11 protein-coding genes are annotated in these 14,611 nt (G+C 47.4%); 8 read left to right on the top strand and 3 right to left on the bottom strand.

Annotated features, from left to right (window positions below):
- Positions 1 to 174 precede the first annotated feature (174 nt).
- Complete coding sequence (gene topA, locus PMG71_RS06000) at positions 175 to 2,763, bottom strand: type I DNA topoisomerase (protein ID WP_283752746.1); 2,589 nt, start codon at positions 2,761 to 2,763, stop codon at positions 175 to 177.
- A 438-nt stretch (positions 2,764 to 3,201) separates the two neighbouring features.
- On the opposite strand from topA, the gene PMG71_RS05995 reads away from it, so the two are divergent.
- The 7 genes from PMG71_RS05995 (at position 3,202) to PMG71_RS05965 (ending at position 11,657) form a co-directional block, all read left to right on the top strand.
- The gene (locus PMG71_RS05995; RefSeq protein WP_283752745.1) at positions 3,202 to 4,899 is read left to right on the top strand and encodes a SpoIIE family protein phosphatase; all 1,698 of its coding nucleotides are present in this window, start codon (positions 3,202 to 3,204) and stop codon (positions 4,897 to 4,899) included.
- A gap of 5 nt (positions 4,900 to 4,904) precedes the next feature.
- A complete protein-coding gene (locus PMG71_RS05990; protein ID WP_283752744.1) occupies positions 4,905 to 5,333 on the top strand; it encodes an ATP-binding protein in 429 nt (142 codons plus the stop codon).
- Between the two features lie 33 nt (positions 5,334 to 5,366).
- Positions 5,367 to 6,335: a tRNA epoxyqueuosine(34) reductase QueG gene (queG, locus tag PMG71_RS05985; RefSeq protein WP_283752743.1), complete on the top strand. Its 969-nt coding sequence runs from the start codon at positions 5,367 to 5,369 to the stop codon at positions 6,333 to 6,335.
- A gap of 42 nt (positions 6,336 to 6,377) precedes the next feature.
- On the top strand, positions 6,378 to 7,364 hold the full coding sequence (gene moaA / locus PMG71_RS05980) for a GTP 3',8-cyclase MoaA (RefSeq protein ID WP_283752742.1): 987 nt from the start codon (positions 6,378 to 6,380) through the stop codon (positions 7,362 to 7,364).
- 207 nt (positions 7,365 to 7,571) lie between these two features.
- Positions 7,572 to 8,801, top strand: a complete 1,230-nt coding sequence (locus PMG71_RS05975; protein WP_283752741.1) for a hypothetical protein — start codon at positions 7,572 to 7,574, stop codon at positions 8,799 to 8,801.
- Positions 8,802 to 8,903: 102 nt separating this feature from the next.
- Positions 8,904 to 10,226, top strand: a complete 1,323-nt coding sequence (locus PMG71_RS05970) for an SGNH/GDSL hydrolase family protein (protein WP_283752740.1) — start codon at positions 8,904 to 8,906, stop codon at positions 10,224 to 10,226.
- A 3-nt stretch (positions 10,227 to 10,229) separates the two neighbouring features.
- Positions 10,230 to 11,657 carry an ATP-binding protein gene (locus PMG71_RS05965; RefSeq protein WP_283752739.1) on the top strand — a complete coding sequence of 476 codons (1,428 nt, stop codon included), beginning with the start codon at positions 10,230 to 10,232 and terminating at the stop codon, positions 11,655 to 11,657.
- Here the strand turns inward: PMG71_RS05965 and PMG71_RS05960 are convergent.
- Positions 11,642 to 13,117, bottom strand: coding sequence for a DUF4335 domain-containing protein (locus PMG71_RS05960; protein ID WP_283752738.1), 1,476 nt, complete (start codon positions 13,115 to 13,117; stop codon positions 11,642 to 11,644). The genes PMG71_RS05965 and PMG71_RS05960 overlap by 16 nt on opposite strands.
- The gene (locus tag PMG71_RS05955; protein ID WP_283752737.1) at positions 13,114 to 13,719 is read right to left on the bottom strand and encodes a DUF3038 domain-containing protein; all 606 of its coding nucleotides are present in this window, start codon (positions 13,717 to 13,719) and stop codon (positions 13,114 to 13,116) included. The genes PMG71_RS05960 and PMG71_RS05955 overlap by 4 nt, the downstream gene beginning before the upstream one ends.
- Before the next feature lie 318 nt (positions 13,720 to 14,037).
- Between PMG71_RS05955 and PMG71_RS05950 the strand changes: the two genes are divergently transcribed.
- On the top strand, positions 14,038 to 14,559 hold the full coding sequence (locus tag PMG71_RS05950) for an adenine phosphoribosyltransferase (protein WP_283752736.1): 522 nt from the start codon (positions 14,038 to 14,040) through the stop codon (positions 14,557 to 14,559).
- Positions 14,560 to 14,611: the final 52 nt, after the last annotated feature.

Genomic DNA, 14,611 nt, shown 5'->3' with positions numbered 1-14,611 from the left:
ATCCCCTCATCCCCTCATCCCCCCATCACAGCGCAAAGCGCTGTATCACCCCCGATCGAACCAAGTTTTCCCCATTTTTTCCACAGGATCTTGCGTTTTTCCACAAGGCTCTGAGGAAAAAACTCCCCCTCTTCTAGCCAATAGACAAAAGAGGGGGAAGAGACAAATTGAGGATTAGGCCTTCTTACGACCCCGCGAACTGGTCGTTTTCGTCCCTTTCTTCGCCTTGAGTAACTCCAGAGCTTCTTCTAGAGTGACCTCTTCCACCGGCCGCTCCTTGGGTACACTCGCATTCACCTTACCATGCTTCACATAGGGGCCATAGGGGCCATCATAGACATTAATCACCTCCCCATCCTCTGGGTGTTTGCCCAACTCTCGTAGAGGTTCCTTCGTCTTTCCGCGACCCGCTCCCCTCGTTCGTTTCGGTTGGGCCAGTAATTCCAGGGCACGATCCAAGCCAATCGTTAAGATATCATCTTCCTTCTTCAAAGAGCGATACTCTTTGCCCTCCTTACCCTGGTCATGAACCACATAGGGGCCAAAGCGACCTAACCCCGCCTTAACATTAGCCCCCGTTTCAGGATGCTTACCCAACAGTCGCGGCAAAGATAACAAACCCACAGCTATCTCTAGCGTCACCTCTTCCGGTTTCATCCCCTTCGGCAGAGAAGCGCGTTTAGGTTTCTTATTCTCTTCCGAAACCTCCCCAAGCTGCACATAGGGGCCATAGTTGCCATTGAGAATAAAAATTTCCTCTCCCATTTCCGGATGAACACCAACAGAGTCAGGGCCTTCCGTTTTTTGCTTCAGTAGAGTTTGCACCTGTTCGCGATCGAGGGTATCGGGAGTGAGGTGCGGAGGAATAGAAGCCGTGAGCGGTTCATCCTCACCATTTTCCACCACCACATAGGGGCCATATTTCCCTAAACGGACTTTCGCCTCTAAACCTTCCAATTCCAGGGTTTTGGCCGTATTCGGATCGATTTGGCTCTCCCGTTCCTTAACCTGGGTTTCTAGACCCGTTTCACCCTGATAAAAGGTTTTCAGATAGGGTAACCAATCCACTTCCCCCGTAGAAATATCATCTAGGGTTTGCTCCATGCGCGAAGTGAACTGGGTATCCACCAAATCGGGAAAATGTTGCTCTAGCAGGTTCGTCACCGCAAAAGCCGTAAACGAAGGCACAAGAGCCTTATTAATCATTTGGGCATACCCCTTGCCGATAATCGTATCAATGATGCTGGCGTAGGTACTCGGACGGCCCACCCCTTCCTTTTCCAGGGTTTTGACTAAGGAGGCTTCCGTATACCGAGCCGGAGGTTGAGTTTGGTGACCGATCGCCTCCAATTGTTTACAATCAGGATGATCCCCTGTCTTCAGTTCAGGCAGAATCACCTCCTGATTTTCCAACGCTGCATCAGGATCGTCCGAACCTTCCACATAAGCGCGGAAAAAGCCAGGAAAATTAATCCGCTTACCAGAAGAACGAAACTCCGCCGTTTCCACTCGCAGATTAACCGCAATTTGGGTTAACTGGGCGTTCGCCATCTGAGAAGCCACTGTGCGCTTCCAAATCAGGTCATAAAGCTTCCCTTCCCGACCCTCTAACCGCGTCTCTTGGGGGGTGCGGAAGTGATTCCCAGCCGGACGGATCGCTTCGTGAGCTTCCTGCGCTCCCTTCGTTTTCGTGCTGTATTGGCGCGGTTGAGGCGAGAGATATTCCGAGCCATATTTCTGTTCTACACAACTGCGAGCGGCGGCGATCGCCTCCTTCGACAAATGTACCGAATCCGTCCGCATATAAGTAATATAACCCTGCTCGTACAAATTTTGCGCCGTCCGCATCGTCTCCTTCGCCGACAACCCCAATTTTCGGTTCGCTTCCTGCTGCAAAGTCGAAGTCGTAAAAGGAGGAGAAGGTTTGCGCGTCGTCGGCTTTTCATCCACCTCCGTCACCGTCCAAGTTTTCCCCTCTAACTGCTTTTGTAGCGCCTTCGCTTCCGCCTCATTCAGCAGCTTCACCTTACGATTTTTAATAATTTTCCCCGTATCTGGATCAAAATCACTACCTGTAGCAATCTTCGTCCCATCTAGACTGGTTAACCGGGCTTCAAACGCCATTTTGGTCTGTTCTAAAGTCGCCTTCAGATCCCAATAAGACCCCTGATGAAACCCTCGCCGCTCCCGCTCGCGAGCGACCAACAACCGCACCGCCACCGACTGCACCCGGCCCGCAGACAACTTCGGCGCAATTTTTTTCCACAACAAAGGAGAAATCGTATACCCCACCAAACGGTCTAAAATCCGCCGAGTTTCCTGAGCATGAACCAATTGCAAGTCAATATCCCGGCAGTTTTGTAGGGCTGCCCGAATCGCTTCCTGGGTAATCTCATGAAAGACCATCCGTTTGATGGGAACCTTCGGTTTTAGTAGTTCCTTCAGATGCCAGCTAATGCTTTCACCTTCTCGGTCTTCATCAGTGGCCAGAATCAACTCATCCGCTTTTTTGAGCGCATCCTTGAGTTCCTTGACCACTTTCTTTTTATCTTTGGGGATCACATAAAGCGGTTCAAAGTTCGATTCTACATTGACTCCCAATTGGGCCCATTTTTCGCCTTTAACACTGGCGGGAATTTCATCAGCCGCCGAGGGGAGGTCACGAACATGACCCATAGAGGCTTCCACTTGATAGCCTGTGGGTAAAAAGTTGCGGATGGTTCGCGCTTTGGTTGGAGATTCAACAATAACGAGAGTTGACATAGGGCATTGGGGGAATAGATCGGCTGAGATGGATGAATGAATCTCTAGCTAGTTTGTCAACTTGAAAGATTTTTGTGCAATTGTCAAGGGATAAATTATTAAGATTTATGGGCGATGCCCATTTCCCTTTCCTTAGTTATATCCCACTCCCCATCTCCCCATCTCCCCATCCCCCCATCTCCCCATCCCCCCCATTCCCCCATCTCCCCCTATCCAGGGCTAGTCGAGTCAGTGTAAACTGTCTAATAATGCGGATCAATATCCCAAAATAGTCAACTGCTTGGAGCAAATGATCCTGTAGATTGAGATGACCTTGACAAACCTCATGAAATCTAGTAAAGATAGCAGCTTTGAAGGGCCCGTTAAACCGAAAGTCTTATCCCCACTGGGTGACTTTCTGTACCATAGTGTCAAACCAACCTGCAATGGGAGCGTGGCATGAGTCAGGGTGAACGCCGAGAAAGACGGAGCAAAAAGGCCAAATTAATGGTCGTTGATGACGAGCGGGATAACTTAGATCTACTGTATCGAACCTTTCGACGAGATTTTCAAGTTTACCGCGCTGAAAGTGCAAAGGTGGCTTTAGAGGTTCTGGATCAAGAAGGAGAAATGGCGATCATTATCTCTGACCAACGGATGCCAGAAATGAATGGTACGGAGTTTCTGGGAAAAACGGTAGAACAGTATCCAGATACGATCCGCATCTTGTTAACAGGTTATACGGATGTAGAAGACCTGGTTGAGGCCATTAATGCGGGCAAGGTGTTTAAGTATATTGTTAAACCCTGGAACCCGACGGAACTGAAGGCCTTAATTGAGCAAGCCTCAGAAACCTATGATGTGATTAAACAAAGCACCAATAATTTGAGGCGATCGCTACGACGGGAATCGATTCAAAATACGGTGATGACCACCCTCAGAGATAAGCTGGATTACAACAGCATGTTGCAAAATATCAGCGAAACAGTGGGCAAGAATTTTGAAGCGGATTTCTGTTGCCTTCAGTCTGTGGAAGACAATAAGCTAACCCAACATCGGTTTACTTATCGTAATCCGTCTGAAGAGGCAGACGAGACCAATTTACTCAATTCTCCAGACTCTCAAGCCTTAATTGAAGCGGCTTTCGAGAGTCATCAAACCCAAAGTCAACGGTATGGAGAAGGCGATCGCCCCTATCTGCACTTAGCCGTCCCCCTAAGCTATCAAGAGAACCTCTTTGGTATCCTCTCCCTCTACCAATATGATACCGATGGACTTTGGCCCGATGAGGATGTGCAACTCCTAGAGAGCATCATCGAACAAGCCTCCTTAGCGCTCTCCCAAGCCAAACTCTATGAAAGAGCAACTAAACTCGCCAATCAATTGCAATCAGAACTCGAAGTTGCTCGTCAATTTCAGGCAAACCTGCTGCGGCAAAGTTGGCCCGAAATTGATGCAGTGGATGTCCAAGCCTATTGCTATCCCGCAAGGGAAGTCGGCGGAGATTTCTTTGAAGTCTATGTCCATCCCCAAGGCGATATTTGGGTAGCCGTTGGCGATGTATCCGGTAAAGGCGTTCCGGCTGCCCTATTTATGGCTAGTGCCATTTCCGTACTGCGTCGAGAACTCTCTCAGGACACCTCCCAGGAGCCGAATGAAGTCATCCGCAACCTCAATAGTTCCCTGATTGATGATTTGACGAATAACAACTCTTTCATCACCATGGCAGTAGCTCGCTATCGTCCCTCAACTCAGGAACTCGCCTATGCCAGTGCCGGCCATGTTTATCCCCTGATTTGGTCTCACAAAAAACTGATGGAGCAATTGGCTGCCAATGAACCGGTAACGGTAGAACCCAATATTCTCAAAGTGCGGGGTATTCCGGTGGGCATATTGCCTGTTTGGAAGGCTCAGTCTGGACAAGTGAAAATGGAACCAGGAGATGTGCTGTTACTCACCAGTGATGGCATTACGGAAGCAAAAGATCCGGGTGCAGGTCAATCGAGTTCGGAGGCTATGCTCAATCAAGAAGGGTTATGGAGGCTGTTGATTCAACAACCCGGAAAATTAAATTTAACCCAACTGCTTGATAGTGTTCGCGCAGATAATGCTATACAAGAAGATGATCAAACGCTGCTATCTTTGGAGGTTTTGTAGGTCTGATGAAAACTGAGCTAAATGTACCAAGCGATTTGAAATTTCTAGGAATAGTTGAGTCCTGGTTATTGGGCTGTTTGGAAGTGGAACTGGGGGAATCCCCGGATTGGTCAAGACAATCGACTCGGTTTCGATTAGCCTTAGTAGAAGCCTATTCTAATGTGGTTCGTCATGCCCATAAAGAAAAGGCAGAATTACCGGTGGTGATGTGTTTAGAAATGAAGGATAGTGATATTGCTCTAGAGGTTTGGGATCATGGTCAAGGCTATGATTTAGCCACCTATTTACCTCCCGATCCAGAGCAAAAACAAGAAGGGGGTTATGGCTGGCTGATTATGAATCGGTTGATGGATAGAGTCGAGTATCGCTTGCAAATTGAGGGTCGCAATTGCTTGAAACTAGAAGCAAGTGTCCCCGCTTTGAAGAAAGAATAACTCAGACATAAAAGGTGAGTTTGGGTAGGATTCATGTCTGATGATTCTGGAACCTTAAGTTCAGAACAGGTGAAAGAAAAAGCGCTCGATCTGGGCTTCAGTCAAGTGGGGATAGCAGTAGTGGAGGGGGCGATCGCCCAAAAAGCAGCTCAAAGACTACAAAACTGGTTAGCTCAGGGCTATCATGCAGACATGGATTGGATGGCTAATCCGAAACGCCAAGAGATCCGCACCGCCTTCCCCCAGGTGGCTTCGATTATTAGTTTATCACTCAATTATTATGCTCCCTATGCTCAACCCCAAGGGCTAGAGTATGGCAAAATTTCTCGCTATGCTTGGGGACGGGATTATCATCGAGTCATGGGCAAAAAGTTAAAGGCTTTGAGTGGGTGGTTACAGCAACAGGGGCAAGATATCCAACTTAAAGCCTATGTGGATACCGGCCCGGTTCAAGATAAACTCTGGGCCGAAAGGGCAGGCTTGGGGTGGGTGGGGAAAAATGGTAATCTAATTACCCGTAAATTTGGCTCCTGGGTGTTCTTAGGGGAGATTTTGACGAATTTGCCCTTAGAACCGGATAAACCCCATACAGAGCATTGTGGCACTTGTGTGCGCTGTATTCAGGCTTGCCCGACGGGGGCGATCGCCGAACCCTTTGTGGTGGATGCCAATCGCTGTATTGCTTATCACACGATCGAAAACCGGGCTACAGAACTGCCAGAGGCGATCGCCCAAAACCTGAACGGATGGGTAGCAGGATGCGACATTTGTCAAGAGGTTTGTCCCTGGAATCAGAGATTTGCTAAACCCACCGAGATCCAAGACTTCCACCCCTATCCAGAAAACCTTGCCCCCAAACTGATCGATTTAGCCAACCTCTCCGAACAAGAGTGGGATCGACGCTTTCGCGCTTCTGCTCTCAGACGCATCAAACCCGAAATGTGGAGAAGAAATGCCCGCGCTAATTTGTCCCGATTGAAAAATACGGAGAAAAGTATCTAGAATACGTTTTATTAGCTCATCCGATCCTTCTTGTCAATACTTATGAATACCGTAGATTACCTTCGCATTAGCTTAATTGACCGATGTAATTTTCGGTGTGAATATTGTATGCCGACGGGGGAAGAACTCAACTATATTTTAAGTCAAGATCTCCTCACTGCTGATGAACTGCTCACCCTCTTAAATGAGGTATTTATCCCCGTAGGCTTTACTCGCTTTCGTTTGACTGGAGGTGAACCTTTACTGCGTCCCGGTGTCGTTGATTTGGTGCGGGAAATTGCCCAACTGCCCCAAACCCAAGATTTAGCCATGACCACCAATGGATTCTTACTCGATACCCTGGCACAAGACCTCTATGATGCGGGTTTAAGACGGATTAATATTAGCCTGGATTCCCTAGAACCAGAGACATTTGACCAAATTATCGGCAATCGGGGGAAAAGTCGCTGGGAACGCACCTGGGCAGGGATTCAGAAGGCGTATGAGGTGGGGTTCAATCCCTTAAAATTGAATGTGGTGGTGATTCCTGGGGTCAATGACCATGAGGTGTTAAATTTAGCAGCATTGACCCTAGAGCGGCAATGGCATGTAAGATTTATTGAGTTTATGCCTATTGGCAATGATCATTTATTTACCGAGCGAGCCTGGATACCTTCGGAGGAATTGCGCCAGAGAATTCGGGAGCGTTGGGGACTTACGGAAGGTGAGGTGCGAGGAAATGGGCCGGCTGATGTGTTCCAAATTCCTGGCGCTCAGGGAACATTAGGATTTATTAGTCAAATGTCTGAATGTTTTTGCGATCGCTGTAATCGAATGCGATTATCGGCAGATGGTTGGTTGCGTCCCTGTCTGCTCAATGAAACGGGACAGATCGATCTCAAAACTGGGTTGCGATCGCACACTCCTTTAACCGAATTACGCCAACAAGTCGCCGATCTCCTACAAATTAAACCAGAAATTAATTTCAAGCAACGAGACTCTGGAACACAAGGCACATATACTCGCACCATGTCCCAAATTGGAGGATGATGCGTTATATTTAGCTCAAACATTTCACTATAGCCTTTCTCTAATAGAGTCATTCCAAACTACTGTAGTGACAACCCTAAAATGGTGGGTTACGACGGATTGATAGATTGCTTTCACAGTCTAGGCTTTAGCCGCCTAACCCACCCTACGCTAATGCCCTATTTTAGTGCGGTCATGACACTACAATTAACTCAAAGAAACTGTAAGATGAACACATCCTCCTTATTAACCTGTGGAATTTCTGCTCTCATTAGCGCCCTATTCCTCCTCACTCCAGAAAAAGCCCATGCCACCATTCACAGGGCTGAATTCCAGAATGTTGAAGCCGAAATTTCCTATGACCAAGAAGAAAATAGTTTTCGCGCTTTGAACCTGCGCTTAAAAATTGTTCGAGAGGGTAAAATCCTCTTCAATCAGCTCGTCCCTAGAAGAAGTGAAGAATTCGATCGCCCCTACTTTCGCGAAAATAATCCGTCCTCTTGGGTTCAAGATTTAGATGGAGATTCAGAACCCGAAATTATATTAACTCTCTTTACTGGTGGCGCTCACTGTTGTTTCTACTCCCTGATTTACCGCTACGATCCAGCCTCTGAAACCTATACTTATCTTACCCATGACTGGGGAGATGGAGCCGCTATCCCTATCCTCAAAGATTTAGATGGCGATGGCATCATAGAATTTGACAGCATGGATTCTCGTTTTGCTTATGCATTTACGGCTTATGCTAATTCTGGCTTTCCTCCCCAAATTTGGCAATATGATTCAGACGGTTTGAGAGAAGTTACTACTCTTTTTCCTGAAGAGGTTTATAGCCATGCCACTCAACTCTGGAAATATTATCAACAGAGAAAGCAAGAATATGGAGATGATCCCTCTAATGTGCGGGGCTTTTTAGGGGCGTATTTAGCCACTAAATATTTACTGGGAGAATCAGAAGATGGCTGGCAACGGATAGAGCAAGTTTATCAGCATGACGATCGCCGTTCATTTTTTTCGGAGTTACGCACCTTCCTACAAGAAATGGGGTATATGACGGAGGCTCGAAAGTCAATCCCATCAGAGGCGATTGATGACTGGACAGATCATTTTTTCTACAGTGTCAATCCCCAACTGTCAGAGCGCAAAATTAGACCGGATGAAACTGAGTATATCCAAGAATGGAATGCCATTCAAAGGGTAATGAATGAGCTTCTAGTCACCGAGAATCATGGATGTCAAAGTAGGCTGGGGCATTCAGTCGGTTTGGCAAGTTATGATAGCTTATCTCGCGATGGTGTGAACTTAGAGAGCCAAGATTTAGATCGGGTGGCTGATGCCATATTTTATGCTCGAAATCCCCAATTAGGCGATCGCCGAATTCAACCAGGGGAAACCCGATTAGCCAGTGAATGGTTACGCATTCGTAGGGGAGTAAGTCGATTGCATCCTTGTGATTAGGGTGTCATTTCCCATCACCGGTTCAACCAACTGCTAAAATCAGAGCTTCTAGAACTCTCAACGCTCAAACGCTCAATGAAGACAAACGGGTTAAAAACATGGATGGGGAACCTGGGGTTAGCCGCAGGAAGTGTACTCTTTGCCCTATTAATGGCTGAAGTGGGGTTACGCATCGCTAATATTCCCCCTCAAGCCAAACCCCAACCCCAAGCATCGAGTTCTCCAGAACCGACTCCTTCTCCTGTAGAACCCTCTCCCACTCCCGCACCTTCACCCCCTCCAGTACAGGAAAATATTCTGCCTTCCCAGAGAAATACACCCCCCAAACCTGCACCGGGAAGCCCTCAACCGAACTTTTTCCAAACGGATGAGGATTTGGGATGGAGTCATCAACCGGGGGTGTCGGGATGGTGGACAGCAGAGGGAGAAGCCTATATTGAGATTAATAGTGTTGGATTGCGCGATCGCGAACATCCTCTAGAAAAACCGCCCAATACCTTCCGCATTGCCATTTTAGGGGATTCTTTTTCGGAAGCCCTACAAGTGCCCCTAGAACAAACCTATTGGTGGTTAATGGAACAAGGCTTACAAAAGTGTCCGGCACTCCAGGGAAAAACCCCAGAGGTGATTAATTTTGGCGTAACCAACTATGGAACCGCACAAGAATTATTACGCTTGCGTCGAGATGTATGGCCCTATAGCCCGGATATGATCTTATTAGCCGTATTTACCGGTAATGATATCGCCGATAATTATAAACCTTTAGATGCTCGCAATCGTCCCTATTTTGTCTATAACACTCAGGGCCAGTTAGAGCTAGATATGTCCTTCCGCAATCCCGATAAAACCCTACCGCCCTATAATCTATCGCGGGTGGATATGTTGCCCAGTTGGTTAGTGAATCATTCTCGGATTTTGCAGTTGGTGCGAAATGTGGAAAAGGATATGAAAAACCGAGAATTAGAAGCTCTGCGCCAGTATACTTATAATTATTTGTATCGGGAACCAGAGGATGAGACTTGGGAAAATGCTTGGCGAGTGACCGAGGATGTAATGGGGTTAATGCATCAAGAAGTGCAAGAAAAAAATGCAGAGTTGATGGTGGTTACTTTAACCAATGAGGTGCAAGTGAACCCCAATCCAGCTTTTCGGGATGGGTTTGTTGCTAGTAATGGAATTACGGATTTATTTTACCCCGATCATCGGATTAAGGCTTTAGGCGATCGCCTCAATTTTCCGGTGGTCAATTTAGCGCCCACTCTGCAAACCTACGCCCAAGAGAACCAGGTCTGCTTACATGGGTTTGCTAATGCAGTAGAATGTGGGGGACATTGGAACGATCGCGGCCATGCGATCGCTGCCCAAGTCTTAACCCCCCAAGTCTGTCAATTCCTCAGTTCCACGGTAGATAGAAAGGAAAACTGAAGAATGTCAAGCGATCGCACCACTGCTTTTAGTGATAACTGGGGCTATTTAAGAACCGAGTTCAATTGGCTCGATCGCATTCTCCGTTTAGCTGTCGCTAGACGACAACGGGAGAGAACAGCCATCGATCGGGTGGCTAAAACTCCAGGCGATCGCGCCAGTAGTGATTGGTGGAAAGGCTTAGTTACCCTAGAAGGAACGGTGGGACGAGATGAGATCGGTAAACTCGAAGTCTTTGCCCATAAGTCAGAGGGCTTAAACTATCAGCAGCAACTCCAAGAAAAGATTATCGCCAGCCATGAGCAGGGGATAAAATTAGGATTACCTTTGCTGTGCGATCGCGCCCCTTTAACTCTATTTGAAAAACATCTCGTATTAGCCAGTTTAGCCCCAGAAGTCAATCATCGCTATTCCCGTCTTTACCAGTATTTACAAGATAATCAGCAGAGTGATTTACCCACAGTGGATCTGATCTTACGCTTATTTTGTCGCGGAGATCATCAATGGAGAGAAGCCCGAATTTGTCTCACTTCTACATCAATTTTAACTCAATTGGGTTTAGTCGAATTTTGGCCGCCAAACTCCGAGACTTTTTTACATAGTGGGGTTAAACTTGCGCCGAGATTAATTAACTATCTGTTAGCCGATCGCCCCGATGAGCAAAGTTTAGAATACTTATTATACCCAAAAAGAGAAGCGCTCAAGCTTCAATCCTATAGCCCCCAAAAATCTTGGTCAGATTTAATAGTGTCTTCGACTTTACAAGAAAATCTCAAGTATATCGCTTACCGATATCAACAGGATCGGGGGGCAATCCATCCGGGAGAAATTACTGTATTTTCGGGAATAGCTGGAACCGGAAAAGCTACGGCGACTGAAGCGATCGCCACTGAGGTTAACCAAAATATCACGCAAGTCGATCTTCAGCTTTGGCCCGATCCGATCGCCGGATTATCCGATCTTCAGGCTCTCAAGGCTCCCCTTTTGCTGATTAAATCGGCTCATTTGTGGTTAAAACGAGGCATTCAAGCCTCCATCACTCCCTTTTTGCGCGATCGCCAGCAACAGCCAGGAATCACTATTTTAACCCTCGATCCCGCCTATCAAGGGTCTATTGGGTTACAAAAATGGATTCGAGAAGGCATAATCGAGCAAATTTTAGTCTTTCCCCTTCCCCAAGCAGGCGATCGCCTCCAACTCTGGCAAAAAGCCTTTCCTCCCCCTATTCAAGTCAGTTCATCCTTAAACTGGGAACAGATAGCACAGCGCTGGAAACTCACTGGAGGACAAATTCAGGCGATCGCCCATAAAGCCACTATTTTCGCCACCCTTGAATCCCCAGAAACCCCCATTACCCTAGACCATTTACAACGGGCTTTATCCAGCCTACCCCAGATTCAAAACAGCAAAAAAACTCAATTAACCCCATAATATCCCCGCCAAGGACTCACCTGTAAAATCCCCTCCGCAGTAAACACCACCTTAAATTGAGCTAAAGGTTCATTCGCACTGTCTTGCTCTCCAGCAGAGTTAGTATTTTCAGTCACTTGCAGTAAACTCGGTAGAGGAGTTCGATCCAAATAATCAAACGCCGCTTGATTCAGCGCTTCATAATCAGCAATCTCCCCATCTCGTTTCACCGCCACCCGATAATTCAGTTCCCTGGGAAAATCCACTTTCCGAATCCGGGCCCGATCGATTTGGTCATAGAGTTCCTCATTCAAATTTTCCAGCAAAAACGGATCGGTAATTTCCGGGCCTAAACTTTGAGAACCTGGGGGAAAACCATTCCAAGGACTAACTTCAACCACCCCTTTTTTCCGAAAGACCACCTTAAACTCGGCAATAGATTCCGTTTCCGTCCCCCCATCGGCCGTCGGAATATAAGCTAACTCTAACAACGGAGTTAATTGATCATCTTGGGGACTCATGGCTGCATCAGTTCCTCGATAGCCCAAAATTGCGCCATCCTCTCCCACGGCCACCCGGTAGGTTAAATCCTTCTCTAAATCCTCGCGACTTTGCCAAGCTCGGTCAATATCTTCATGTAATCTCCGGTTTAAACTCCCTATTTCTGTGGGATCGTTAATTGAGGATCGCTGTTCTACTAGGCGATCGATATCTTCAATCGGTTGTCGTGATGAACGCTCAGTGTTCAAAGGATTAACCGTACTCGAATCAGAAACATTTAAAGCCCCTTCTCCATTACGCCCTTGTTCATTCCCATCCGTATTGGGGGAAGGGGAAGGCGGGAGATCCGAGTCTCCGGACTCAGAAGAACTAGAGGGTTTAACTTCCTCCACTTGATTGGGCCGGTTAACCGTAGGCACGGGCATCATCAGAAACACCCCAGCAGCCACCGCCAAACCCACGACCCCTAATGCCGCAGGAGCAGCCCGTTGACTCACAGGAATAGTGGATTGCACATAGCGTTTAGGGGTGGGAGCCAGAGACCAAGAGAGACTCGGTAGGGTTTGGGTATCGGCAAAAAATTGATCCACTGCTTCTACCAGGTCAAACAGTTGCACATCGCTTAATTTAACTTCTGTAGGGTTCGCGGCAGTGGCAGCAGGATCGGGGCTATGATGGACTAGGCACAGGCGATGGTAGTGGCCGCTGAGTTTTTCTAAATGTATCCATTTAGGGCCGGGGAGATGGTCTTGGGGATAGGCAACCCCACTTAAGACTTGTTGAGCATAGGCGCTGACTGCCCAAACCAGGCTTTCAAAAAATTCTTTTCCCCCGGTTAATTTGACTCCGGCAATTTGACATTCTGCATTGGTGAGCATGGATAGGGACTGGAAGTCTAAGGAACTTCCCTCGTTCGCATCACTCCATCCCCAGAGGGTCAAGGTGCAGTTGGGTAAACGATATTGACGTTCGATACTCATGCTACTTCTCCATCAAATAAGCTCATCCATAGTCGTTGCATTCCTTTTGTTCCGGTGCAAAACAGCAGTTGACTGAGCAAAGATATGCCCAGTTCATTGAGGGTTTGATCGTCTTCATATTTGGCTAAGGCAGAGCGTTTAAGGTTCATACGCGAGCGAAAATGAGCGCGGAAGCGATCGAGGTATTCGGAAAGGCGAAAATGATGTTCTACAGACAAATTTCTGTCTTGGAGTTGGTCGTAGGCAACCAGCAGTTGACGGATGAGGACGGTGCGTTTACGGGCAAGAGTAGCGGCGATCGCCACTAATGCTTTGGCTTCTTCTAAACTGAGAGAACGGCGCATATGGGCACGGCGAAAGGGGTTAGAACTGCGTAAGCGCCATAGAGTCACACGATTTTTAATGATTTCTTGGAGTTGCAGGGTTTGGGACGCAGCGAGCATAGCTTCTGAGCCACCTAAATCGAGGGCTTCGAGAGCCAGCAGAATTAAATCGAGATGCCAGCGAGTACGACGGGGACATTCTGAGGAATTGAGGGGCGGATCGACCAAATTCTCCAGAATTAGGGGAGTAGTATTCAGGGGTGGACTGTTGGTTTGCATTGGGTTCTCAAGAAACATTCAAATCGTGTTAGCGACTGCCCTTGTGCTGAACTGTTCAACTGCCAGGGCATACTATCAGGATCTCTGATGACGAATGAACCAGGTTAATTAGACCATCCAAGGGGAACACGATCGCTAATAAATAGTTTAGGAGTTAGTCTAGGATACTAAGTGCATATTACCGGATCGCTCACCCTTTGTTCTAGAGTAACCCCTAGAGGCGATCGCGTGCTTCTCTATTATAGATTTGGCCTGGCGATCGGTTAGGATTTGGAAGCGTACACTCCTATAACTCGATCATCACAAAAGTATTGGATTATGGATATTCAAGACATTCAGGCTCTCATTCGCGATATTCCCGATTTTCCGAAACCGGGGATCTTGTTTCGCGATATTACTACGCTGTTGAAGCACCCCCAAGGGTTTCGCTCCACCATCGATCTCTTGGCACAACGCTGTGGAGAACTCTCTCCGGACTATATTTTGGGCATGGAGTCACGGGGCTTTATTTTTGGTACACCAGTGGCGTATCAATTGAATTGTGGCTTTATTCCAGTACGCAAACCGAAAAAGCTGCCCGCCCCAGTTTACCAACAGAGTTACGATCTCGAATATGGCCAGGATCAGTTAGAAATGCATCAAGATGCCTTAAAAAACGGCGATCGCGTCGTAGTCGTTGATGACCTCATCGCTACTGGGGGAACCGCAAAAGCCACCGCCGAACTCATTGAACAAGCCGGAGCCATCTTAGCCGGATTTGTCTTCGTCATTGAATTAGGAGCATTAGAAGGACGCAAAAACCTCCCCGATGTCCCCATTATTAGTCTCATCCAATACTAATTGGGTCATAAGTAATGGGTAATAGGTAATAGGTAATTGCCGTGTCTCCCCA

Source organism: Roseofilum acuticapitatum BLCC-M154, from assembly GCF_030068475.1.
In the GTDB taxonomy this organism is placed as follows: Bacteria; Cyanobacteriota; Cyanobacteriia; order Cyanobacteriales; family Desertifilaceae; genus Roseofilum; species Roseofilum acuticapitatum.
This window is presented reverse-complemented; position numbering and strand designations above follow the sequence as displayed.